Raw genomic sequence first — 25803 nt, 5'->3', positions numbered from 1 at the left:
CTGTCGACTTGATCAACCCAGGTACGTGTATTCAGAGAAGCTCAAAAGTCTGAATATTGGATGTTTACTACATGAACCTTGGGACTGAATTCTTTTTCGCAGCCGCATGCTGCCACAGCGTAACCCGGATCAAATGGATAAATATGAAAGTACAGCCCTTCATTCGGATAAGAAAAACTGGCTCCGGCCATGCTGGAAAAATCAGCTTCTTTAAGATTACCCGCAAGGCCTGTACCCTTTGCTTTAAAATAGCTTTCTTTAAGCGTCCAAAGTTTAAAAAAGTATTCTTTTTTCCTGTCCAGGCTAAGCCCCGTTAAGAAAATGTTCTCTTGTTCGGTAAAATGCTGCCTGGCGATCTCTGGGTCAACCGGTCTGATTCGTTCGAGATCAACACCTACTTCTTGACTGCTTGTCGCACAAAGAACCCATTCTCCGGAATGGGCAACACTGAAATGAAATGCATCCAGGTCTTTGACATAAGGCTTGCCATAATCGTTTACACCAAAAGAAATTTCATCATTTCCTCGAAAATAATTTTCCCTGACGATTTTGCGAATGAGCAGTTCTCCTAGTAAAGATCTTTTTACATCATCTATGTACTTCAACCTGGCCAAACTGCTTTTTCTTTTTCCCGAGATCAATTGCGTATAGGCATTAATCTCATTTTCGCAGATACATGCTAAATTACAACCAAATAGGTTAATCATGGAACATTAATTCTTTATTTTTCCGGAAATTCCTTTAACAAAATCCATATTAGGTGTAATTTTTAAGTCATATAATTAGGTAGTAAACTTTCTAAAAACCTGTAAATCAAAAAAATAGGACACCCTGAGTCATATTCTAACATTTGAAAATGTGATAAGCAATTTTTTTCGACAATATAAGGCATTTTTTACATCTTCCTTGAATTTGCTGCAGAAGGTCAGAAAGACAGCGTGGCGCTTATGGCCCATGCTGTCTTTCTGTCTATCGAAGAATCGTTGATTGCCCAACCATCTTAGATTGAATAAGAAAAATGTTATTCAGATCATTTAGAAAACGATCCCCATTGCAATTAAGAGGAGAATGATAACCACTACGATCGCGATGCCGCAGAGGCAACCGCCGCCGCCAAATGTTCCGCCGAAAGTACCTGCTCCAACTGCCATGTTTTTCACCTCCTGGTCAAAGAATACTATACCTGATAAATGCTGCATGCCAAAAATTGATTTAGAAGATAACGCCCAGAGCAATCAGGATCAGTACTGCAATAGCGATTATGCCAACACCGGCACCCATTCCGCAGCCGCGGCCATAACCATAAGAACCGTACATATTTTTTCCCCCTCCTCATATCTTAACTTCATAAGAACTGATTTCGAGATATCTTATTCAGAAGCCAGGCAAATTGCAACCTTAATTTTCCAATATTTCTATTAATTACTTTATGCATAACAAAAAAGGAAAGACATATGTCTCCCCCTATCTCCCGGGTTCGTGCTATTGTAAATCACGTATTGTTGTGCTAGGAGAGCAGAATAATAAATTCAGAACCTTCTCCGACTTTGCTTCGGACTGTGATTCTACCATTGTGGCCCAGGATAATGATCTTGGCAATCGCGAGTCCCAAGCCATAACCGCCCCGATCCTTCGTTCTGGACTGGTCGGAGCGGTAGAAACGGTCAAAGATGTGCTTCAACTCTTCATTTGTCATACCTGCACCGGTATCCTTAATACTTATCGCAATGGACTCCCCTTCTTTGCTAAGACGGACCGTAATCTGTCCGCCAGCCGGTGTATATTTCATCGCATTGTCCATAAAGATCCGACAGGCCTGTTTCATTAGGTTTCGATCGCCAAACATAGAGATTTCCTGATTGAGCTCATTATTGATTTGATGCCCGGAATCGATGATCTGGGTCTCTTTGATGACTTCCAGGAGCATTTCCGTGAGGCTGAATTCTTCCTTTTGATAGGCGAGCGTACTGTTGTCATGCCTGGCAAGAAACAGCAGTTTGTCAATCAGCTCCTGCATATTCCCGGCTTCATTTTTGATAGCCGTTATTGATTCCTGAAGAACTTCCTGATCGTTTTTTCCCCAGCGGTCCAGCATAACTGCATAGCCCTGTATCACGGCAATCGGTGTCCTTAGCTCATGCGAAGCATCGGATACAAACTGTTTCTGCCTATTATATTGGTCCTCTATTCTGTTCATCATTTCATTAAAGGTAAGCGCCAGTTCCTTCAGTTCATTTTTTGACCCGCCTACATTCAGCCTTAAATTCAGATTCTGTTCTGAAATTCCCTTTACCGTCTGGGTCATTTCGCGTATTGGTTCAAAAATTCCTCTCCCTGATAAGGCAATCGCAATCAGAGCCAGGAACAAGGCCGGTAAAGAGACAAAGAGCATAATCCTGGTGATGAACAGGATATCTGTAATTTCATCCTGAATGTTGGAAAAGATAATCATTCTTCCTGAAGTTCCGGCTGTTTCAAAATCCCTGTTAACGGATATGTAGATGTTTCCTTGATCCTTGGCCAATCCGAGCCAGTACTCAGAACCATATTCCCTCAAATTCTGGTCCGTAGCCATGAGCGTCTGCTGGCCCCGTTCAAAGATACGAAGCGGGGTCTGATGCTCCCGAGAGTAGGTTTCCAGTTCGAAATAAATCCTGCTTTCCGTGCTGAGAATCTTCTGGATTTCCAAATAATCCTGCTTAACCGTTTCCTGGATTCTAAATCCACCATAGACCAAAATGACGATAAGGCCCGCTCCCAACACTGTCCGCAAAAGTATGCCTGTATACCTCAAGGAAAGCTTTAAGCGAATTGAATAAGCGATCCTTTTCTGGATAAACGCATAAAGAAGCATAAAAAGATAAACCGGGAAAAAGATCACCTTTAAGATGTTTTTGAACATGCCCTTATCCGTTTTATTTTTGGTCATCATATTTTAAAAGATACCCGACCCCTCTTACGGTATGAATAAGTACCACATCATATCTTTGGTCAATTTTATTGCGCAGATACTTAATATAGACATCGGTGACATTGGTGTCTCCATAGTAGTCATATCCCCAGACATGGTCGAGGATTTTTTCGCGCGACAATACAATGCCTTTATTCTCCATCAAATATTTCAGAAGTTCAAATTCTTTCTTGGAGAGGGATATGTCTATCCCCTGATAGGTAACCCGATATTCATCCTTATACAAAATCAACGGCCCGGCTGCGATCACATTATTTTGATCTTCCTTTTTCCCTCTACGCTTCAGGATCACTCTGATCCTGGCAAGCAACTCTTCAATTGCAAATGACTTGGTCATATAGTCGTCGGCCCCGCTGTCAAGCCCCATTACTTTATCGGAAACATCATCTTTGGCAGTCAGCATGATGATCGGGATGTCCGATTCACGCCTTACTCTCCGGCAAATTTCAATACCACTGAGGCCGGGAAGCATAAGGTCCAGAATGATCAAATCTGCCTTTCCCGAGACTGCTTTTTCATAGCCTTCTCTTCCGTCGTGAGCAAGTTCTACCTCATAACCTTCATGGGCAAGCTCTAGTTCCAGGAACCTGGCTATTTTCACTTCATCTTCAATGACCAGAATTCTGGTTTTCATCCTTTCCTCCGCCCTCAATCAAAGTATTGCGACGACTCCATTATAATCGGAAATGAACCTGTAAACAACACAGGTTCATTTCTCATCAGCTCCTATCTCATCACTGGCACCCAGTCCATTCATCGGTACTAACCAATCGTGATCTCATTGTAGCCGTCTTCTTTTTTATCTTCATTCTTGGGGCCGGCTTCGGCCTGCGGACTGTTTTCTTGTTCCGCAGCCGGCTTTTCCCTCATTTTATCAGCCGCGGTTCTCACTTTGCTGCCAATACCGTCGACAAACTCGTTGATATTAACATCCTGCCCCTTTTCCTTTCTGATCCTAATCCGGTAGCCCATTACGTACAGCAGGATAAAAGCTGCAACATACAGCCCTATGATCGGCATTGTGATCAACACCGCCACAATCAGAATAATGATCGGTATATTTAGGATAATGTTCTGATCCTTTTCAATTATAAATCTTGTGACGCAGCCTTTTTGAATCAATGCCTTCACTTTTTTGCCAAAGCTCTGTTCTTTTGGACAGGTTTTCTGATTGAAACTTGAATTTGATTTATTCCCATGCATTTTTTCAAAGGCAATGATCGCATCAATCAAATCCCCGTCATACTTTTCTAATAGTTCTTTGGCTTCCTGATAACTGCAGTTGGTCCTTTTTCTCATCTCATCAATTTGTTCCATGCTGATACTCATAATTTTCATCTCCATTTCTAAACTATAGCTCTATTGTAATAACGTCAGATGAGACTGCGCTTAATTCAGGATTAAAACTTGATTAGAGTTTTGCATACACAGTATTATGGTTATGGTATAAACAAGGCACTTCGCTCATGAATGATCTTCGTTCGGCATTCGTTCAACCATGGACATCAAAATAAGACAAAATAGTCTTCGAAATATAGTTGACAACGTTTTCCCGGATCAATATAATAATTTCCATGCGAAACATTTGCATGAGAAATATCAGTATTTTTATACGGGTTTAAGGAGGCCTGTTTCTATGCAAAATAACCCCAGCGAAGTGGAAATTGTACAACTTTTTTCCGAAATTGGCAGATCTCTGAAGAAGACAATGCGTAAAAGTTTTGAATGCAACGGTTTAACGATGCCGCAAAGCATGGTGATGAGCACCCTGATAAAACGCGGTGAAATGAAGATATCCGAAATAAGCAGCGAACTGCATCTTTCCAACAGCACGATCTCAGGTATTATTGACCGTCTGGAAAAGCATGATTTGGTCATTCGGACCAGAAGCGAACAGGACAGACGCATTGTCTATGTTAAAGTGAGTCCAAAGTATGTTGACTTTCACCGGGAATTTCATCACCAAGCCGAAAAAGACTTGCAGAAAATACTGAGCAGAGCTACCCCTGAAGATATGAGAAAAATATTAGAGGGTTTGACTGCTTTAAAGAAGATCCTGGGTCAATGATGTACCTGACCTTCTTAAACAAAAGACACTCTAAACATTATAAGTGAGAAAGGATTTTGGGTTATGCTGAAATTATACCGTTATTTAAAACCTTTTAGACATCTGGTTTACGGCGTATTCATCCTCATTTTTCTCCAAACGCTCGGTGATCTGTATCTGCCTACGCTGATGTCAGATATCATCAATGACGGCGTCATGAATGGTGATACGCAGAAGATTTTGCATATAGGAGGAGTCATGCTTCTGGTCGCCGGAGTAGCCGCTGTATTTTCCATCCTGGCCAGTTTTTTATCCGCCAAGGCTGCCGTAGGGTTAGGAACTGTTTTGCGGAGCAAACTTTTTGGGAGAATCGAAAGTTTTTCTTTACATGAATTTGATAAAATCGGCACCGCGACGCTCATTACCCGGACGACAAATGACATCAACCAGGTCCAGACGGTTACCATCATGATTATGCGCATGATGATCAGCGCCCCGATCATGGCAATCGGCGGAATCATCCTGGCTTACCGGGAAGATAAGGCCCTTACTTGGGTATTTGCTGTCGCCATACCGGTTTTAGCAATTGTCATTGTGATGATTGCTTCCAAAATGATACCGCTGTTTCGATTGGTCCAGGGAAAAATTGACAGGATCAACCTGGTACTCAGGGAAAAACTTACCGGCGTCCGGGTCATCCGCGCCTTTAATACGATTGAACATGAAAAAAAGCGTTTTGATGCCGCCAACGTCGATCTCACAGACAACTACATTAAAGTAAATAAAATCATGGCATTTATGATGCCGACGATTATGCTGATTATGAACTTAACTTCACTGGCAATTCTTTGGTTTGGAGGCATCCGCATCAGTATCGGCGATATGGACCTGGGAGCCCTTTCCGCATTTACGCAGTATGCGATGCAGATCATGATGTCCATGTTGATGCTAGCCATGATGTTCATTATGGTTCCCCGGTCTCAGGCTGCAGCTGTCAGAATCAATGAAGTCCTGGAAACCGTACCTGAAATTGAAGATGCCAAGGACCTGAAGGATACTTTCACCGGTAAAGGCTATGTGGAATTCAAAGATGTCACCTTTAGTTACCACGGCGCAGAAGAACCCGCTATCCGAGATATATCTTTCGCCGCACGGCCTGGTGAATTCACAGCGATCATTGGCAGCACCGGTTCAGGGAAATCAACGCTTATCAACCTAATACCAAGGTTTTATGATGTCGACAGCGGCTCCGTCCTGATCGACGGTGTGGATGTCCGGGATATATCCCAGGAAAACCTTCGTCAAAAAATTGGTTTTGTGCCGCAAAAAGCGGTCCTCTTTTCGGGAACGATTGCCGAGAATATCCAGTTTGGCGGCAAACAGGCCACTGAAGAAGAAATTCAGCATGCTGCAGAAGTTGCCCAAGCCGCTGAATTCATCACCAAAATGGACGGTGGGTATGACCATGTCATCGCCCAAGGCGGCACCAATGTTTCCGGTGGTCAGAAACAGCGGTTGGCTATTGCGCGGGCCTTGGTCCGCAAGCCGGAAATCTATATTTTTGACGATAGTTTTTCTGCCCTGGATTTTAAAACGGATGCGCGTCTGCGAGCAGCGCTGAAACAGGAGATTGCCGAGGCAACCGTCCTTATTATCGCCCAAAGAGTAGGCACCGTCATGGACGCGGATCGAATCATTGTCCTGGACAATGGTCAAATCGCAGGCATTGGGACGCATAAGGAACTGTTGAATAGCTGCGAAGTCTATCGTGAAATTGTCTCATCCCAGCTGTCAGAGGAGGAAATCGCATGAGCGGCGAAAATAAAAACCAAAACACGATGCGCAATCGGCAGGGCCAAAGAGGACCGGGAGGACCGGGGGGACCGGGCAGCCACTTTGGTGCTCCCGTAGAAAAAGCTAAGAATTTCCGCGGAAGTCTGGCAAGGCTCCTTCAGTATTTAAAACCGCATAAAGTCCATTTAATTGTTGTATTGATCTTTGCAATCGCCAGTACATCTTTTACAATTGCAGCTCCTAAGGTAAGCAGTAAAGCAATCAACAAACTGCAGGATGCTTATATGGCGAGAATGATGCTGCAAAAAATGTCTGAGGCGCAGGAAAAGGGCGTTGACAGCATTTATACCCAGATGGCCGATGCCCAGCTGAAGGCCGTCGACCAGATCAGCCAGCAGATGGCGGACGCCGGAACCAGTAAACCAACCAACCCTGAATCTTTGAATACAGTCAAAGCACTGATTGCGCTGCCTGCAATTAATACGCTCCAAGATCCGCAGGAAAAAGCCAATACCGTCATTAAAATGTTGGATCTCCTCAATGCACTGCCAAATATGGGGGGGAACAGCACCGACAACAACACTCAGAACGGAACGGTGAAAAAGATCGATGCGGAAAGTATGAGTACAATCAAAACCTTCCTGCAATTACCGATGCTGAGTTCGGTGACGAATGCCGAAGAAAAAGCGGTTGTTTGCCAAAAGATTATTGATTTAGGGGAAAAGATGTCCGCAACCAGCGCGACAGGCTTGGATATGCCGAATACCCAGCAAAATGTCGAGTTTACCGATGATCAAATCAATGGCGCCATTACAGCGATCAGAGAAACGAACGGTGAATACGATTTCCATTATATCGGCATGATCGCCTTGATCCTGATTGGCATGTATCTCATCAGCGCCTTGTTCAGCCTGATCATGGGTCTTGTGATGTCAGGCGTTTCCCAGCGTACAGTCCGGGATCTACGCCGGGTAGTAGATAACAAGCTGGCCAAATTGCCCTTAAAATATTACGATATGCACCCTTATGGTGATATCTTAAGCCGCGTGACCAACGATATCGACACCATTGCCACTACCCTACAGCAAAGCTTAACCCAAATCATTACCTCCGTGATAACAATCATAGGTTATATTATCATGATGCTCACAATCAGTCCGGTTCTCACCCTGATTATTATCGCCTCATTGCCGCTGTACATGCTGTCCACCACAATGATCGCCAAGAAATCCCAAAAATACTTTGCCGTCCAGCAAAAAGAGCTGGGGGACCTCAGCAGCCATGTCGAAGAGATGTACACCGGGCATAAGATCGTTAAGGCTTTTGGCCATGAAAAGGATGCCATCGAAAAATTTGAATCCATCAATAACCGGCTTTATGGTGCAGGTTGGAAAGCCCAGTTCGTTTCCGGGATTATGTTCCCGCTGATGAACTTTATTAGTAATCTCAGTTATGTCGGCATCAGCATTGTCGGGGGCATCTGGATCACGCGCAATCTGTTAGGATTAGGTGATATCCTGGCCTTTATCCAATATTCACGTTCATTTACTATGCCGATCATCCAAACTGCCAATATCGCCAACGTTATCCAGTCTACTATTGCCTGCGCTGAACGCGTCTTTGAAGTTCTAGACGAACAGGAAGAAATTCCTGACAGTCCTGAAGCTGTGATTCTGGATATGCCCAAAGGAAATATCCGCATCGACCATGTCAGCTTCCGCTATACAGAAGATGTCCCGCTAATTGAAGATATGAACCTTGAAGTGAGGCAGGGAGATACCATCGCCATCGTCGGACCGACCGGTGCAGGTAAAACTACTCTGGTCAACCTCCTGATGCGGTTTTACGAGATCAGCTCAGGCAAAATCAGTATTGACGGTGTGGACATCAAGGATATGCCGCGCAGCGAGCTGCGTAAACTCTTTGGGATGGTCCTTCAGGATACTTGGCTGTTTAACGGCAGCATTAAAGATAATATCACCTACTCCAAAGAAGGCGCGACGATGGAACAAATCGTCCGCGCGGCCAAAGCAGCCCATGCCGACCATTTTATCCGGACACTTCCTGATGGCTATGATACGATTCTGAATGAGGAAGCGACCAATATCTCGCAGGGACAGAAGCAGCTGCTCACTATCGCCCGGGCTATTTTGGCCGATCCGGCAATATTGATTCTCGATGAAGCAACCAGCAGCGTGGACACCCGGACTGAAGTATTGATCCAGAAAGCAATGAAGAACCTGATGAAAGGCCGAACGAATTTTGTAATTGCGCACAGGCTTTCCACCATACGCGATGCTGAACTTATTCTGGTCATGAATAACGGCAGTATCATTGAAACAGGCAATCACAAAGAACTGCTGGCTAAAGGCGGATTCTACGCCGAATTATATAACAGCCAGTTCTCAGAAGACACGGATATTGCGGGATAACGCATCCTAGTGGTCTGAAGTCCCCAATTCGAAATCTTTCAGGGAGATGGTTTCAAAGAAGAATTTTTGGATTTTTTCGAGATTGCATTCCGTAGAAAACCTGATTCTTAACCCTTCTTCCTTGATGATTCCTGCACTCTGATGATTGCTGCCGATATCTTTCGGATAAAACTCAATGATGTTTGCGATCTTTTTCAAGCTGAAAATCACGGCTAGAGCTTTATAATCTTGTGTTCCGCTTCCCTCTTCAAAATAGATGACGACATCATGAACGCAGCTCATTTAGAACTTCTCCCGCCTTTCCTTGTAACTCGCTTCTGTCAATAGCATACCATGGCATTTTGTTCTGATGGACAATTTGCCGCAAAATGTAAAAAAACAACCTGAATGGTTGTTTTTTTACGATGGATGGCGAATCCCAGCCTCGTCCAAAAAACGATCAGGATCGTCTTTGTTAATACCCAGGAAACCAAGCACCTGCGGATCGACTTGTGCAGACTCCGCCTTGTGGATGCTTTTCCAGGAATAAATATCGGCAATATGCACTAAGGCAACCATTTCCTTGTCGATAACCTTTTCATCAAGCGGACAGTGGTGAAATAGAGCGGACTCCACAATTGAATACGGAAGCTCCCACCAATCCAACAAATGGCCGCCAATCTCCCCATGGGATACATCCGTAAATTCGATTTGCTCATAATAGTGGAATAAATCCCGGTTACCCATGTTCTTCTCAACTGCCCGCATATATTCGTCCCAAAAATTATTCAGCAGAACCACTTTGCCGACATCATGCAGTAATCCGGCCATTGAACTCGATTCTGGCATTTTCTTGTGATGGATCTTCTGGTAAAAAACATTCAGAATGGTATTGGTCGTTACGGCATGAAGCCAAAGCATCGCGATATCTCTTTGGTAACGCGCATTCTTTTCTCCTTTGGTTTCCTGATGCAGACAGGCACTCAAAACAATATTTTTGACATCCGTCAGTCCCAAATAATTGATAGCCTGGATGACCGAACCTGTTTTTACCCCTAAGTGGGCAGAGTTTGCTACCTGTAATACTTTCGCGGTTATGGAAGGATCACTTTCGATTGTTTTTGCAATTTCCTTCATGCCCGCATCCTGTTCGATCAGAGAATTAAATTTATTGAAGACATTCTGTGGGGATGGCAGAAATTCGATTTTGTTGATCATTTCAAGAAGATTTCGGTTTTTCAAAATCTTTTCCACTTCCAAAACCTGTTCAATGGTCCTGAGCAGGTCCTTGTTTTGCCACGGCTTAAACAGATAATGTTTTGCCAAACAATTCTGCTGTATTTTCAAAAGCATGCTTTTATCGACATGCCCGCTTAAAACGAGTCTGATCGTCGACGGATATTTTTCTTTGACCCGTGTCAAAAGCTCAAAGCCGTCCATCCCCTGCATATTGACATCCGTTACAATCAGATCAATTTTTTTTCTTCGAAGAATTTCCAGAGCCGCTTCACCGCTTTCTGCAGTAAGGATTTCATAGCTGCTGCCCAAAAAGGCCCTGTTCAGCGCCCGTAATATTGCTTTTTCATCATCAACAAATAAAATGGCTTCATTCATTTTCTTCACCTGTTCCAGCTTCCAGCTGCTGCTTGATGGGCAGCTGGATCATAAACCTCGTACTTACACCCGGCGTACTTTGAACTGAAATCTGCCCTCCGTGCGTATTAACAACAATATCGTAGGCAATACTGAGCCCAAGCCCCGTACCCTGCCCCACAGGTTTTGTCGTAAAAAACGGATTGAATATTTCTTTCAAGTTTTCCTTATGGATCCCTGTCCCATTGTCTTCGATCTGACACTGTACAAAATCACCGGCGACTTCTGTACTAACCATGATAGAGCCAAGCGTCTCCGGTTTTTTTGCTTTGATGGCGTAAACTGCATTTAGGACAATGTTCAAGAGCACTTGATTGACCTGATTACCCTTCGCCTGGATCAAAGGAAGCTCCCCAAACAGTTCGATCACCCTGGCATGGTGTTTAATCTCATTTCTAGCCACCAAAAGTGTATTCCTCAAACCGTTATTCAGATCATAATCTTCAAACTCATTGCCTTGATCCGCTCTGGAAAACGTTTTGAGTCCGGCTACAATTTCACTGATCCGTTTAAGACCATCCTCAATATCATAAAATAAATCTTCCAGGTCTGTTGAGATATGTTTCAGGTTGCTGGTTTCTTCAAGCTTTCTCAAATTCTCTATCTGCGGGGCAAGCCTATCCCTCTCACTTGGCGGCAGCTTCTCCAAGAAGCTGTGATAGGCACTGATCATATTGGTATACTGATCAAAATAAAGACGGGAGGTCTCAAAATTACTGGAAATATAACCAAGCGGATTATTGATTTCATGGGCAACCCCGGCAGCAAGCTGTCCAATCGCAGCAAGCTTCTCTTGTTGGACCAGCTGTTCCTGTGTCCGGTTCAGGCGGCTGATTGTGTTTTTCAATTCTTCATCTGAGGCAATATTTTGCTGATACAATCCGGTAATTTTCTCATTCTGGCAGACTGCTTCCTGAAGCTGTATTCCCAGTTTGCGGTAACGGCCGATATTGACACTATATACAGCCGCCATAACGATCGTCAAGACTACAAATAAAAACAGCTGGATCACATAAGACAACATCGTCATCTGATAATATCCAGCAAGATAAGAATGAAAAATGATATAGACCATGGATAGTAATACTGTAACGGTAGTCGTAGCCATCATGATGCGGGTAACCCTCATCATAGCCAGCATGAGCAGAATATAAGCAAATGTTAATAAAGCCTGTCCAATAATATCATATAGTCTGACAGTTAAGAACAGAAGTGTCACAGAGGACAGCCCCGAGATCATCCAGGTTACCCGCTCCATATCCAAGTCCATTTTCGGGACAACGTGAAATCCCAGCGCTAAAACCAGCAAGACCAGACTATCTATGGAACATGCCTGCCAGTCGGTGGCAAGATAGAAATAACGGAAAACAAAATTAACAAGTGCTGCCAATAAGAGCAGCACAGAAGTATACATACTGACTATGATATTTTCATAATAGCTCATCAGATTTGCATCTTGCGTTTCGCGAAGCGAGGACAGAACATCAGGTATCGTTCTCATTTTAGAGTATCGGTTCATAGTCGCTCCCGTTTCTGGCTATTTTATAACCCAAATAAATTTTTCAGTTTTTTTGTGGAATTTCTGCTCACAGGAATATATTCTTTGGTATCTTTTAACTTTAAATTATACGCACTGTTGAACCAGGGACTGATTTTTTCAATTTTATCGATATTGACAATATAGCTTCGATGACACCGAAAAAAGCTGCCGGATCCAAGCTTCTTCTCCCACGAATTTAAAGAGTCAGGACTTTGATATTTTCCTTTTTCGGTGATAACAACAATATCCCCTTCAACTGCCGTTAAATAAATAACCTCCGACAGGTCAATCAGAATAATGGTTTCATCTTCCCATACAGGGATTTTTTTGATCTCCTGTTCCATTTTGCGTTCCGGATAGAAGTGTTCAGGTTTATCGGCAAGGGCTTTTTCTACCACTGAAATAACTTCTTCGTTTTCCCAAGGCTTGGTGAGGTAATAATAAATACTGCCTTCATTAATCGCTGAAATTGCAACATTAATGTCTGACGAACCAGTGATCAAAATTCTGACGGCATCCGGGTACTCTTCTCTTGAACGTTTTAACAGATCAATACCCAGCATTCCCGGCATATTTTGGTCACAAATGATCACGTCTATCGCGCTTTTTTGCAGAAAATCCAGCGCTTCTTCCGAGTTCGTTGCGGCAAACAGCTCGTATCCCCGGGAATGTAGGATACGCTTTAAAGCGTTGAGCACCATCGGTTCATCATCAACCAAAAGTATTCTTGCCATATCTTCCTTTCTATTTTATCTGTCCGGACCAGAAAATGAATAATTTTCCTTTTTATTCTCGGGTATATTCGACATTTTCTTTTTTATTCCTTTTTTGAGTTCTTTTTTTAGCTTTATTTATTTCCCTTTTCATCTTAAACGACCAATGGCAAATATTCATTCTAGTACTGCGTATTTTAAATAAATGGGCAACATATACAGTATGCTTTATATTAATTTTTATAAAGCTGGATTGTGTTTCTGCCCTGATATTTGGCCTGGTAAAGGGCAGCATCAGCCTGGGTAATCAGTTGATCTTTATTTTCCGCCAGATCAGGAAAAATTGAGAAACCGACCGAAAGCGTTAAAGTTCTTGTAACGTGACAATCCGGGAAAGAAAATCGCAGACTGTAAAATGCTTCTTTAAGTCTTTCCATGACAAAATGGACTTCTTCGACGCCGGAATCAGGCAAAATTACTGCAAATTCGTCCCCGCCGTAGCGGCAGGCAATATCTGACTTTCTCGTTGTGTTTTGGATCAGCCTGGCTGTTTTTCTTAGTATTTCATCACCGAAATAATGGCCATAGGAATCATTGTACATCTTAAAGTTATCAATATCGATCATACACAAGACAAGCGTACGATTGGCTCTGGTCGCCCTCGCAATCTCTTCGTCAAGCCTTTGCTGAAAATACCTGTGATTGTAGATCTCTGTCAGACCGTCTGTTACAGAAAGGGTCTCAAGTACTTTCTGGGTCTTTTTGTTGCGTTCAACTTCAATGGCAATAATCGCAGATCCCAAAAAGTTAGCCAGGATGAACACGGCAATAGCAAAATAATATGGGTCACCTTGTATTATTCCGAATCTGAATGGAGCAGTGATCCCTATGATGCTGTATATCAGCGTAACCACAAGGCCGGTATACCCAAAGATCAGCGGCATCAGCAACGTGACGACAGCCATTATACTCCCTATAATAATTCCCGGAGCTGTATTTAAATTACCAAAAAACAGCACCAAAACCAGGATCCCAATAAATAACAAGCAGATGATAAATTTGTTTTTCTGACTCAGTCTATGTTTGTCTAAAAAATCATGATCATCTTTTCGATTAACTAAATTCATTATATGACCCCCTATATAAACCTTACTTTTCAGCAAAAGCCGTTGTATGATTCTTTCAATTACATTGCGATAACATAAGATTATCTCATTAAGTCTTCTGTTGGGAGAATCTTCTACAGAATGTAAAAAAAACAACCTCAATGGTTGTTTTTTCTCAATGAATGGATTTGGTTTTCCATGCGTGCATCGGATTTTATCTCAGCCAGTGTTTACGCCAAAACAGGATAAGTACTGCTGTCACAATTAACACGGATACACCGAAAAAGAGCGGCATCCCCAAAGGCGAGTGGATCAGCGGCATTGCTTCAAAATTCATTCCAAAGAAGGAGGTAACCAGATTAATCGGCAGCAGGATCGTGGCCAGAAGCGTCAGAACTTTCATGATATCATTGGCCCGGTTGTCAATGGCCTGCTGGTAGGCTTCCATTAGGATTTCAATCAGCTCATGAGTCTGCCGTGCATTCTCAAGTTTCTGCTGGGTATCGGCAACCAGGTCTTTCCATGATGGCTTCCCCTGATCATGATTATCCATGGCTGCCAGTCTGCTGAAAATCGTCTGATGCGCATTCAGTGACTTCTTTAATCCGAGTATTTTTTTGTGAAGGTTAATTATTTCACTTCTTTGCCATCTTTCAGGAGTTTCCAGGATATTTTCTTCAATCCGGTCCACATCATCTTCCAGTAATTCCAGCTGGCGCTGATGATGTTCCAGTATTTCCATGCCGAGGAGCTGCGCCAGATCGGAAGGTGTCGTAAGCAGCCCTCTCCGGGCCCAGTCATTGATCTGCGACAGCTCAAGCCGGTCATTGCGCAGTATCGTCATATCATTCGCCGACAGAAAAAAGTAGATCGCAAATTCTTTGGTGTCATCAGCAAAATCGCTGTAACCAATAAAAAACAGAGAAGGGTGCAGACGTTCAAATCTTTGATTAAAGCTATTCCCCTGCGGATTCAGATTTCCCAGAACACGGTCGATCTCTGCAGATCCGGCAAATGCCAAGTGCCCGTTCAGGAGCTTCCATTCCTCAGCATTGAAGAGGGTTATGCTAAACTTTCCCTCTGCCGGAATCTGTTGTGATTCTATTTCTTTCAGGCCCTCCGGAGAGACAAGATAGTGTTGCAAGCCCTTTACCTCCCTTCACTTGACAATTCTCTGTAAACAGATCATCGGATAACCACGGTTATATCATTCTTACAATTTATGTATTCTAGCACAATCAAACCATCAGGTCATTAATCAGGGTGAAGACTTCCGCTTTGACACGTGCCAAGGTAGCATCCGCTTCAGCTCTGGTAGAACCTTTGATACAGAAATAAAAACGTATTTTTGGTTCCGTACCGGAAGGTCTTGCCATGACATATCCTCCCCCTTCAAAGGAAAAGCGAAGCGCATTCTCCCGAGGAAGATTGGTTTCTTCCGTCTTATTCTCCAGCGCATCCCACCGGACATTTTGCTGATAGTCATCAATAAACCGTACGCTGAGCCCCGCAACAGAAAGCGGCTTTGCCATCCGCAGTCTGTCCATTACAGCGGCAATCCGTTCCCGGCCTTCTTTGCCGCTCAGCGCAAAAGCGACCTGTTCATCGAGGAAAGTGCCGTAACGCGCAAAAAGTTCCGCCAGTATATCCGGTAAGGTTTTGTTCTCTATCTGCTTGTAATACAATGCCGCCTCAGCCAGCAGCGCAGAAGCCTGGACTGCATCCTTATCTCTGGCATACGTACCGGCCAGGTAACCATGGCTTTCTTCAAAGCCAAACAAAAATGTCCCCCAGCCCTGTACGTCCATCTCTTTGATCTTTTCTCCGATATATTTAAAGCCGACCAGCACATTCACTGTTTTGACGCCAAAATCAGCCGCAACTGCTTCGGCCAGGTCCGTAGAGGCTATCGTCTTGACGATCACGCCATTGTCCGGCAGTCTGTGGTTTCGTCTTCTTTGATCCAGGATATAATACGCCAGGATTACGCCAATCTGATTACCGGTAAAACGGCAATACTGACCATTTCTGTCCAGGGCATATGCTCCGAGGCGGTCTGCATCCGGATCGGTGGCCAGTACCAGGTCCGCCTGTGTCTTTTTTGCCAGTGTTAAAGCAAGCTCAAACGACTCCGGATCTTCCGGATTCGGGGATTTCACCGTCGGGAATTCCGGATCAGGTTGTTCCTGTTCTGCAACCATCCGGAAAGCCGTAAAGCCCATTTTGTTAAGGATGCTTTGAACAGGGATGCCGCCGGTTCCATGAAGCGGCGTGCAGACAATGTTCAGCTTTGTACCGTAAGTTTGTGTTAGTTCTGTATTCAGCAGACTATGAAGTATCTCAGCCTGATAGGCAGCATCCACCTGATCTCCTACCATCTGAACCATCCCTTCCTCCAGGGCTTTGATTCGGTCTGCCGGCACAATTCTCCAGTCTTCTCTTTCAGCCATCTTGGTAATGATCTGCTTAGCAGGAGCAGGCGGCAGCTGCCCGCCATCCTCCCAGTAGACCTTATAGCCGTTGTATTCCTTTGGATTATGGCTGGCCGTGATATTTACGCCGGCAATTGTCTGAAGATACCTGACAGCAAATGAAAGCTCAGGCGTCGGCCGCAGACCTTCAAACAGATAGACTTTAATCTGATTCACTGCCAGTACCAACGCTGCTTCCAGTGCAAAATCTTCGGAAAAATAGCGGCTGTCATACGCAATGACAACCCCTCGCTGACACGCCTCTGGTCCATGCTCCAAGATCGTGTCGGCCAATCCCTGTGTAACTTTGCGAATAACATAACGATTCAGGCGATTGGTTCCTGCGCCGAGAACCCCTCTGATGCCGCCGGTTCCAAACTCCAGAGTCGTATAGAATCGGTCCTCCAGCTCCTTCAGGTCGGTTATTTCCGCCAGTTCCCTTCTGCTGAGTTCGTCAAAGTAATCATTCTCCATCCAAAATTTCAAGGTGCTGTCATACTTTTGCTCTGAATACATGTTACTTTTCTCCTCACTGTTGATCAGACGCAACCTGGTATAAAGCCTCAAATTCACTGCCGCTCTTTTGACTTATAATCCTGTTTCCCCGATTCGCTTCAAGATGCTTAAGAATTTTATAGAGCATTTCGCGGTCTACTACAGACCCGTCTGCTTCAATTTCCAATGCAATTTCTTCAACCGTTAACCCTCCGGTTTTACATGCCCTTAGAACACGCAGGGCCAGGTTCTTTAATTGAATCATTTCCTGCGCACCTTTTTTAGCCATTTCTACAGCCGGTTGGTGATAAGCATTAACATGCACAAGCTGGGCATACATACTCACCGTACGTTCGTATAGGGCAATTAATACTCCGATCGTTACGGGGCTGAGGTCTCTCACTGTCAGCGTAATTGATTTTCGGCCCTTGTTTGACAGGGCATTCCTCGTGCCGAGCAGAAAAGCCTGTAAATAATCACCGCTGGTGCTTTCCTCGGCAATCAGGATTGAGTCTCCATCCCTGTCCTTCAGTACTTCGATGAAGGTCACAAAAAAGTTACTGGGCCCATCCAGCAGCTGCTGGATATAGGAATGCTGATCACTTGTTCCTTTATTTCCAAGTACTGTAATTCCCTGATGGACAATATTTCCGTCCAAGTCCTTTTCTTTTCCCAGAGACTCCATGATCAATTGCTGAAGATATTTCGGGAAAAGCTCCAAACGGTCTTTATAAGGAAGGATAACCATCTGCTGCCCGCCTTTGCCGCCTGTCAGAACGTACCACGCCAAGGCAGTCAGGGCTGCAGGGTTGCTTTTCGTATCCGTGTTCCTGGTTAGGGAGTTGCATTTCTTGGCCCCGTCCAAAAGGCCACAAATATCAATTCCCTGTAAAGCCAGCGGCAGCAGCCCCACAGCGGACAAGACAGAAGTCCGCCCGCCAACCCATTCCCAAACCGGGAAAGCGTCCAGCCAATCCTCTTTAATCCGTATCTGATCCAGTCTGCTTCCTGGTTGGGTGATACTGACCGCATGACGGCTGAAGTCCAACCCCCGGCTTACGTAAAAATGACGAACTTCTTCCATTCCGTTGCGGGTTTCAACCGTGCCGCCGCTTTTGGAGATTACGATCGTTAATGTTGCATCCGCCTTAGCATCCAGCTCAGCAAAAATACGATCCATACCGTCAGGATCTGTGTTATCGATAAAGTACAGCGAACAGGGATCACCTTTGTTTCCGAGCGCCTCGGAAACAAAACGCGGTCCTAAGGAAGATCCGCCAATGCCAACAATAATGACGTTCCGGAAAGGGCGTCCTTTTTGACCACATATAGTACCCGCATGAACATCCTGCGCAAAGTATAGAATACGGCGCAGGGTATCTTTGATTGCCGCGCCTATTTCCGGCTGCGGAGCTAATTCCGGATCACTCAGCCAATAATGCCCAACCATCCGCTGCTCGTCCGGGTTGGCAACCGCTCCCTGTTCCAAGGCCTGAATCTGGCAATACATGTCCTGCAGGCGTATTTCCATGTCATCCAGATACGTATCCGGAAATCCTGAACGGCTAACATCCACCTGGATTCCCAGTTCATTATCGAAATAAAAGTATTCCCGGAATTTCTGCCATTGTGACGTCACAATACAATCACCTCACCCGCTGGTAATGATACTCTACCCTGGACATTCCGATTCTATACCTCGCACGATGTGAGGCATAATATTTTAATTATAGCTGAAATGAATGAAAAAGTATTGCGCAATTTGTCGTGTCAAAAGCTCATTTATTTCATTCCGCTGCAATATCTTTGATATCCCTTTTTCCGCAGTAGACACGCAGGACATTCCCCACACCCATCACCTTTGATACCGTTATAACAGGTCAATGTCTCTTCTTGAATCATTGCAAGCACACCGAGATCGTCAGCCAGTTTCCAGGTTTCCGCCTTGTCGATCCACATCAGAGGGGTATGAATCACAAATTCGTAATCCATGGCGAGATTAAGGGTTACATTCAGGGACTTAACAAAAATATCCCGACAGTCCGGATAACCGCTGTAATCACTCTGAGAAACGCCGGTGATCAAATGTCTTACTCCCCTCTGTTTGGCAAAAACAGCTGCAAACGACAGAAAGAGCATATTCCTGCCGTCCACAAATGTGTTCGGTAACCGGTCGGGCGGCGAATTTTTCTCAACTTCAATCTCCGGCCTGGTCAACGAATTCGGTGCAAGCTGATTTAATAAACTGAGATCCAGCAGATGATGCTCAATCTGGTGCTTAGCACATATTTCTCTGGCACAATCCAATTCCAGCCGGTGTTTTTGCCCATAATCAAAGGACAGGGCAATGACTTCTGCAAATAACTGTCTGGCCCAAAAAAGACAGGTCGTACTGTCCTGGCCACCGCTAAAAATGACCAAAGCTTTTTCATTTTTTTGCATGGCTTATACTCCTCTCTTTTCCGGATCCCAGATCACTTTATGTAGCTGAAGCTGCAAGCACACCCCCTCCATTTGATGCACAATCATAAATTTAACGATCTCAGACGGCGCAATGTGTGCAAAAACAGGACTGATAAATACCGCAGTTTTCTTGATCAGGCCGTAGGCACTTATGATTTCGCACGCCCTTGCCAGATCGTTTTGATCGCCAACCACGAATTTCACGGCATCCCGGCATGTCAGGACCTCAAAATTTGCTAAAACCATCTTGTCCTCCATACCGCTCGAAGCAAGTTTGTAGTCCATCGTAAATCCCGGACGGCGGTCAGCCTCTGTGCAAAAGGGCTTCAGACTGACGCTGCCATTCGTTTCAATCTCGACGGAAAGTGCCGGATCCTGGCACAGCAAGTCGGTCAGCGCTGCAATACCAGGTTGTATCAACGGCTCCCCGCCTGTCAGCGTGACGTTCTTTATACCTGTGGCCAGGACCTGTTTATAGAGCTCCGCTCCCGTCATTTCCCGGTAAGAAACACCCCCTTCATTAGCCCAGCGGGTGTCACAGTAAGTACATTGCAGATTACACCCGGCAAATCTGACAAAAACAGCCAGTTCTCCTGCCCGCGGTCCCTCTCCGTTAATGCTTGAAAAAATTTCTGCAACCCTGTATTTCATCTTAAATCACCATCTGCCTTCGTAGACTGCGCAATTCGCGGGCGTTTCAAACACACTGACCCTGGTCATTTGATATCCTTTACCCGTCAAAGCCTCGTAAAAGCACCTGGCAAAATTTTCGGCTGTTGTCCTGAAAGGCACCTCAATGACCCGGAAGCCGTCCTGAATAAGATGTTCCAGCGTACTTTTTCGCAGCGTTCCGTCTTCCACAAGCAAGGCATGATCATAGTCATCCGTCAGCTGTTTGAGATCCGCTTTCAGCTGGCTGAAATCAACAATCATCCCCCTGGCTTCTCCTTCATCTGCGAGTGTTTCAGATTCAATTTCCACAACCACTCGCCAGCTGTGGCCATGAATGTTCCGGCACTTGCCTGGATGGCCTGCCAGAAAGTGCGCGCTGTCAAAACTGTTTTCCACCTTCAACATGTACATATCATGCAACCTCCCCAAGAAACAAAAAAAGAGCTGCTGCTCTCCAAACAAAAAACTACCCAAGACGGTAGTGGTCCTAGTTTTGTTTAGAGACAGGATGGATTTCGAACTGTCTTTATTTTATTCATAAATTAAGCATATCATGCTAACGTTGATCTGTAAATGAGCTTTGTTGGTATTTGGGGAAGACGGCTTTTGAAGATTGCTTTGAAGATTGCTTCTTTTGAATTTATACTTTTTATTATACAATGATAGGATAGAATTTAGGGAAATAGATTCGGATAAAGAATAGGAGAATAAAGGATGGATAAATTAGTATTTGTCACCGGGCATAAGAATCCGGATACAGATTCCATATGTTCTGCAATCGCCTACGCGGAACTTAAAAAAAAGCTCGGTGTGAATGCTGTGCCCAAAAGGCTCGGTGATATTAACCGGGAAACTGAATTTGTTCTGAAGCATTTCGGCGTTGAAATTCCGGAACATCTTTTTACAGTCAAAACCCAGGTGGCAGATTTAAACGTTGATCAGGCTTTTCCCGTATCACCGGATATTTCGATTAAAACAGCCTGGCACCTTATGAAAAAAAACAATATCAAAACGATTCCCGTTATTGATGATCATGAGCGACTTTTAGGAATTGTAACCCTATCCGATATTACCAATAATTATATGGATGCCTTGGACAACAACACCATCGCTTCAACGAGAACGACCCTGCGCAATATCGCCGAAACGCTGAATGCGACATTGATCTGCGGTTCCCAGGAAGATTTCGAGACGACCGGCAAGGTTGTGGTTGCTGCTGTTGAACCCGATGATTTGCATTCGTTTGTTGAGCCGGGTGATATTGTGATCACGGGAAACCGGCTGGATATCCAGTTGAAAGCTCTGGAATACGGTACCACCTGCCTGATCCTCACCTGCGGCGGGGATCCGTCACAAGAGTTGATCGAAGAAGCCCGCAGCAGGAATATTGTTTTGTTGACGACTCCGATTGACACCTATACGACCGTAAGGCTGGTGAATCAGAGCATACCGGTAGGTGCCGTCATGACCAGCCAGAACCTTATATCGTTTAACATTGATGACTTTATTGATGATATTCAGGATAAAATGTTAAAAACCAGATACCGGAGCTATCCAATTGTTGATGACAACAACCGGATCCAAGGATTCATCTCCAGATATCATTTGATTTCACAGAGAAAGAAAAACGTTATTCTGGTGGATCACAATGAAAAATCCCAGACTGTCAATGGCATTGAAGAGGCAGAAATCCTTGAGATTATCGATCACCATCGACTCGGTGATATTCAGACGGCCAGTCCGATTTTCCTTCGCAACGAACCGGTAGGCAGTACCTCGACCATTGTTGCCAATATGTTTTTTGAGATGGGAATTCGTCCTTCGAAGAGCATCGCCGGGATTCTTTGCTCCGCCATCCTGTCCGATACGCTGAAATTCAAATCTCCGACCAGTACCTACGTCGACAGGATGACGGCCGAAAAGCTGGCCGAAATAGCCGGGATTGACGATATGGACAAGTACGCCAATCAAATGTTCAAAGAAGGCTCTTCTCTGCAGGGAAAAACACTCAAGGAGATATTCTATCAGGATTTCAAAGATTATACCTTTGGCAAATACAGGATTGGAATCGGGCAGGTCTTCACCATGGACAAGGAAAAGATCTCGGAGATGGAAGATTCACTGATTGCGTTCATGAAACAGCTTTGTGCCGAAAGAGGCTATCATTTGCTGATGCTTTTTGTGACCGATATTCTTGACCAGACCTCAGAAGTCTTATTTTCCGGAGAAGAAAAAGAATTAATCTCGCTTGCTTTTAACGTTGATCTGGGTGAAAACAGCGTTTGCCTGCCCGGCATCGTTTCCAGAAAGAAACAGGTTGTTCCTTTAATTTCAGTGGCTGTCGACAAATAATTTATTTTAATAATAAGTTCAACAGCCCAATCACGAAACCAATCAAGGCTCCCAGATTAACAACAGCGTTCAACTCGTTTTTCATTACCGAAAGCACAAGTCTCTCAATCTCCAGAACATCCATATCATTTACCTTTTTTTCGACAACACCGGCTATATCAAACTGTTGGATATAGCCTCCAAGCTTTTTCTGCACGAATACCGAATAGATTCTGTCAACCATACCGGTAAGATGTCTTTCCTCAATCTCAATTTTTTGCATGAATGCCGCTAAGGGTTGATTCTCAAGAACCGCCAGTTCTTCTCTCACGATGGACTGGATCATATCCTGGCCGTTTTCCTGGATGTATGCGTCAACCTTTGCTCCGATCGGAGCAGCCACAGACATAATTAATTGGTCATTGACCATCAGCGCGAGCATTGTGCCATGAACCTTTTCCTTAATCGCGCGTCTGCCCTCCCGCACAATGACTGTGCCGATATCCATCTTAGAGACTCCGGACATGATCTTGCTGCAAATGATGTTTTCGGCTTGTTCTCTCAGAACCTGATAGGCATCCTGTGAAACAAACCCAGCGAAGATATTTTTTAGGGTATGATGCTCATCCATTTCATAAAGTGAGCTGCCAATTTCCTGAACGATTGCGTTTTTTATGTTTTCTGACAAGAACATATTCTCTACATCTTTACTGGTTAAAAGGTTGTTCCCGACCGCATTGCCCAATGCTTTGGCAAGCTGCCCCTTTCTCTTTGGAAAAATGCCGGGAGTAAACGGCAATGCCCAATTCCCAATTTTAATTGGGTTGATGGGCCGAAAGAGCATCTTAACCGCAATGTAGTTTGTGACATAACCGATGATAGCGCCGATAACCGGGCCTGCTGCAATTTGAATTAGATTCATTGATGATTCTCCTCTTAAATAAATCGGAATAAATAAGTACGGATTCGCAATACCAATGTATATTTTAGCGATTATTCAATTATTTGTATAGCTATAATTGTACATCCTGTAATTGTTGACAAACAAAGGGAATTTAACGTGTACTTCTTATATACCCCCTTGGGGTATATAAGAAGTACACTCAATAACTGGGGAGGGTTTCAGCAAATGAGTCAGGATAAGCATCGTTCCAAGATGGTGAAAATGGTCAATGTCACTTTTCAAAAATCCGCCTGCCAAGCGGACGAATGCGTCGTGAAAGTTCCATCCGGCAGTACCATACTTCAAGCGGCAATCACTGCCGGCGTAGATCTTCATAGTGCCTGCGGCGGCAAAGGAACCTGCGGCAAATGCCGCGTCATCCTGCCCCCGGAAGACCGTACTGAACCGCTGCCGGAAGAAAAAAAATTCTTAAGTGCTGAACAAATTGACGCTGGTGTTGTCCTGGCCTGCAAACGAACTGTCGAATCCGACAGGCAGATCATCCTGATCGAACAAAAAGATGTGTTTGACCGCAAAACACGACTTGAAGATGACAACCGTGTCTTTGAACTTGTACCGCTGGTACACAAACATGCTGTACACGTGAGTGTTCCAAGCACTTCAGATCAGCGTTCCGATTGGGAACGTTTGGCCGCAGGGCTTCCCGCATCGGCTGCTTCGCTGCGTTTTAACCGCGGGATTGCCGCCAAATTGCCCAGAATTCTGCGTGATGCTTCTTTCCAGGTTACGGCTGTTACTGCCGGAAATGACCTGCTGGCTGTCGAATCCGGAAATACGCTGGACCGAACCTTCGGCTTGGCCATTGACATTGGAACTACGACCGTGGTGGCTTATTTGATGAATCTAAACAACGGAAAAATTATTGCGCGTGAGGCAATAACCAATCCTCAGCAGGGCGCGGGAGCTGATGTCATTTCCAGAATCAACTATGCCTCAGATCACCCCGACGGCTTGGTTCAACTGCAGATACAGGTTGTCGAAGGTTTAAATCAGATCATCGCCAATATGTGCAGGCAGAAAGGCATTGCCCCCGAGGAGATTTACCAAGCTGTTGTCGTCGGCAATACCACAATGAGCCATTTATTCCTCGGTATTGACCCAACCTATCTGGGTCCTGCACCTTTTATCCCGGGTTTCCGCCAGGCGGTTACCGTCAAGGCTTCCGAGCTGGGACTCCGGATTCTAAGCGATTCACCAGTCACCGTCCTGCCGATTGTCGCGGGCTATGTCGGTTCCGATACGGTCGGTGTCATGCTTTCGGGGAAGATTGACCAATTGAAAGGCATTCATCTCTTTATCGATATCGGAACGAATGGGGAAATGGTTTTAGCTGGAAAGGGAAGAATTCTGACCTGTTCTACTGCAGCCGGTCCGGCCTTTGAAGGTGCCGGAATCAAATTTGGCATGCGAGCTGCCGACGGAGCAATCGAACGTGTTAAGATTACGGACGACGTGGAACTTGGGGTCATCGGCAAAGAAAATGAATCTGTACGTGGCATCTGCGGCTCCGGTTTGATTGATGCTATTTCCGAAATGCACAAAGCCGGGATTATCAATTCGCGGGGACGCATCATCGACCACGCAAGCGCCTCTGAACTACCACCGGCACTTCGGGACAGAATCCTGAATGACAATGGGATCCGAGAGTTTGTCCTGGCCTGGAAAGAATCGGCCACTGGGGAAAATATCACGATCACCCAAATGGATATCCGCGCACTTCAGCTGGCCAAAGGTGCCGTGCTCGCAGGGGTCCGGATCCTGATGATCCATCTCGGTGTCAAACCGGACGATCTTGAAATGATTCATTTGGCAGGCGCGTTTGGCAACTATATCGCCAAAGAAAGCGCCCTTGGCATTGGCCTCCTGCCGCAGGTCCCCGTCGAAAAAATCCAATCTATCGGCAACGCTGCAGGCAACGGTGCCCAGATGGCCCTGCTTTCGACCATTGAAATGAGCAGAGCAAATCGTCTCGCCCGGGATGCCGAACATATCGAGCTGTCCACCGAAGAGCTTTTCCAGGATGAATACATGGAATCTCTCGCTTTAGGACAGCGTTATTGATGTAAAACTATATACCTGTATATACACTTATTCACAATTGTGTGTAGGCTGTGGATAACTTTGTGGAAAAATATCCCTCTATGCGAATTGATTTATCATTCAACATCAATC

Annotated in this window: 21 protein-coding genes; 5 read left to right on the top strand and 16 right to left on the bottom strand. The window is 44.8% G+C overall.

Going from position 1 to position 25803, the window contains the following annotated elements:
* Window positions 1-41 precede the first annotated feature (41 nt).
* The 4 genes from OKX56_RS14345 to OKX56_RS14330 all read right to left on the bottom strand — a co-directional run bounded on the left by OKX56_RS14345 (window position 42) and on the right by OKX56_RS14330 (window position 4300).
* On the bottom strand, window positions 42-707 hold the full coding sequence (locus OKX56_RS14345; RefSeq protein ID WP_025206198.1) for a 4'-phosphopantetheinyl transferase family protein: 666 nt from the start codon (window positions 705-707) through the stop codon (window positions 42-44).
* Window positions 708-1507: 800 nt separating this feature from the next.
* Entirely contained in the window at window positions 1508-2902 is a 1395-nt protein-coding gene (locus OKX56_RS14340) for a sensor histidine kinase (RefSeq protein ID WP_242871537.1), read from the bottom strand.
* 13 nt (window positions 2903-2915) lie between these two features.
* Window positions 2916-3605: a response regulator transcription factor gene (locus tag OKX56_RS14335; RefSeq protein ID WP_025206200.1), complete on the bottom strand. Its 690-nt coding sequence runs from the start codon at window positions 3603-3605 to the stop codon at window positions 2916-2918.
* Between the two features lie 128 nt (window positions 3606-3733).
* Window positions 3734-4300 (bottom strand): DUF4342 domain-containing protein, encoded by a 567-nt coding sequence (locus tag OKX56_RS14330; RefSeq protein WP_242836973.1) that lies wholly within the window; start codon window positions 4298-4300, stop codon window positions 3734-3736.
* Between the two features lie 307 nt (window positions 4301-4607).
* Here OKX56_RS14330 and OKX56_RS14325 point away from each other — a divergent pair, with 307 nt between their 5' ends.
* The 3 genes from OKX56_RS14325 to OKX56_RS14315 all read left to right on the top strand — a co-directional run bounded on the left by OKX56_RS14325 (window position 4608) and on the right by OKX56_RS14315 (window position 9244).
* Window positions 4608-5039 (top strand): MarR family winged helix-turn-helix transcriptional regulator, encoded by a 432-nt coding sequence (locus OKX56_RS14325; protein ID WP_025206202.1) that lies wholly within the window; start codon window positions 4608-4610, stop codon window positions 5037-5039.
* A 63-nt stretch (window positions 5040-5102) separates the two neighbouring features.
* Window positions 5103-6830, top strand: a complete 1728-nt coding sequence (locus OKX56_RS14320; RefSeq protein ID WP_025206203.1) for an ABC transporter ATP-binding protein — start codon at window positions 5103-5105, stop codon at window positions 6828-6830.
* Window positions 6827-9244, top strand: a complete 2418-nt coding sequence (locus tag OKX56_RS14315; protein ID WP_025206204.1) for an ABC transporter ATP-binding protein — start codon at window positions 6827-6829, stop codon at window positions 9242-9244. The genes OKX56_RS14320 and OKX56_RS14315 overlap by 4 nt, the downstream gene beginning before the upstream one ends.
* A 6-nt stretch (window positions 9245-9250) precedes the next feature.
* On the opposite strand, the gene OKX56_RS14310 is transcribed toward OKX56_RS14315, so the two are convergent.
* The 11 genes from OKX56_RS14310 to queD form a co-directional block, all read right to left on the bottom strand.
* Window positions 9251-9526 (bottom strand): histidine kinase, encoded by a 276-nt coding sequence (locus tag OKX56_RS14310; RefSeq protein WP_025206205.1) that lies wholly within the window; start codon window positions 9524-9526, stop codon window positions 9251-9253.
* Window positions 9527-9643: 117 nt separating this feature from the next.
* Window positions 9644-10837, bottom strand: a complete 1194-nt coding sequence (locus OKX56_RS14305; RefSeq protein ID WP_025206206.1) for an HDOD domain-containing protein — start codon at window positions 10835-10837, stop codon at window positions 9644-9646.
* Window positions 10830-12395, bottom strand: a complete 1566-nt coding sequence (locus tag OKX56_RS14300; RefSeq protein ID WP_025206207.1) for a sensor histidine kinase — start codon at window positions 12393-12395, stop codon at window positions 10830-10832. The genes OKX56_RS14305 and OKX56_RS14300 overlap by 8 nt, the downstream gene beginning before the upstream one ends.
* Window positions 12396-12418: 23 nt before the next feature.
* Window positions 12419-13150 carry a LytTR family transcriptional regulator DNA-binding domain-containing protein gene (locus OKX56_RS14295; protein WP_025206208.1) on the bottom strand — a complete coding sequence of 244 codons (732 nt, stop codon included), beginning with the start codon at window positions 13148-13150 and terminating at the stop codon, window positions 12419-12421.
* A gap of 212 nt (window positions 13151-13362) precedes the next feature.
* Window positions 13363-14256, bottom strand: a complete 894-nt coding sequence (locus OKX56_RS14290; RefSeq protein ID WP_025206209.1) for a GGDEF domain-containing protein — start codon at window positions 14254-14256, stop codon at window positions 13363-13365.
* Window positions 14257-14449: 193 nt separating this feature from the next.
* Window positions 14450-15379: a magnesium transporter CorA family protein gene (locus OKX56_RS14285; RefSeq protein WP_019224628.1), complete on the bottom strand. Its 930-nt coding sequence runs from the start codon at window positions 15377-15379 to the stop codon at window positions 14450-14452.
* Window positions 15380-15473: 94 nt separating this feature from the next.
* Complete coding sequence (locus OKX56_RS14280) at window positions 15474-17222, bottom strand: phospho-sugar mutase (RefSeq protein WP_019224627.1); 1749 nt, start codon at window positions 17220-17222, stop codon at window positions 15474-15476.
* A gap of 13 nt (window positions 17223-17235) precedes the next feature.
* Window positions 17236-18840: a glucose-6-phosphate isomerase gene (locus OKX56_RS14275; RefSeq protein WP_019224626.1), complete on the bottom strand. Its 1605-nt coding sequence runs from the start codon at window positions 18838-18840 to the stop codon at window positions 17236-17238.
* Window positions 18841-18983: 143 nt separating this feature from the next.
* Entirely contained in the window at window positions 18984-19643 is a 660-nt protein-coding gene (queC, locus tag OKX56_RS14270) for a 7-cyano-7-deazaguanine synthase QueC (protein ID WP_019224625.1), read from the bottom strand.
* A gap of 3 nt (window positions 19644-19646) precedes the next feature.
* On the bottom strand, window positions 19647-20315 hold the full coding sequence (gene queE / locus OKX56_RS14265) for a putative 7-carboxy-7-deazaguanine synthase QueE (protein ID WP_019224624.1): 669 nt from the start codon (window positions 20313-20315) through the stop codon (window positions 19647-19649).
* 6 nt (window positions 20316-20321) lie between these two features.
* On the bottom strand, window positions 20322-20747 hold the full coding sequence (queD, locus tag OKX56_RS14260; protein WP_019224623.1) for a 6-carboxytetrahydropterin synthase QueD: 426 nt from the start codon (window positions 20745-20747) through the stop codon (window positions 20322-20324).
* A gap of 303 nt (window positions 20748-21050) precedes the next feature.
* Here queD and OKX56_RS14255 point away from each other — a divergent pair, with 303 nt between their 5' ends.
* Window positions 21051-22688: a putative manganese-dependent inorganic diphosphatase gene (locus OKX56_RS14255; protein WP_019224622.1), complete on the top strand. Its 1638-nt coding sequence runs from the start codon at window positions 21051-21053 to the stop codon at window positions 22686-22688.
* Between the two features lies 1 nt (window position 22689).
* Here the strand turns inward: OKX56_RS14255 and OKX56_RS14250 are convergent, their stop codons facing one another.
* Window positions 22690-23589, bottom strand: a complete 900-nt coding sequence (locus OKX56_RS14250) for a DUF445 domain-containing protein (RefSeq protein WP_019224621.1) — start codon at window positions 23587-23589, stop codon at window positions 22690-22692.
* 207 nt (window positions 23590-23796) lie between these two features.
* Here OKX56_RS14250 and OKX56_RS14245 point away from each other — a divergent pair, with 207 nt between their 5' ends.
* On the top strand, window positions 23797-25692 hold the full coding sequence (locus tag OKX56_RS14245) for an ASKHA domain-containing protein (protein ID WP_019224620.1): 1896 nt from the start codon (window positions 23797-23799) through the stop codon (window positions 25690-25692).
* Window positions 25693-25803 lie beyond the last annotated feature (111 nt).

Source organism: Dehalobacter sp., assembly GCF_030063005.1.
Taxonomy (GTDB): Bacteria; Bacillota; Desulfitobacteriia; order Desulfitobacteriales; family Syntrophobotulaceae; genus Dehalobacter; species Dehalobacter restrictus.
This window is presented reverse-complemented; position numbering and strand designations above follow the sequence as displayed.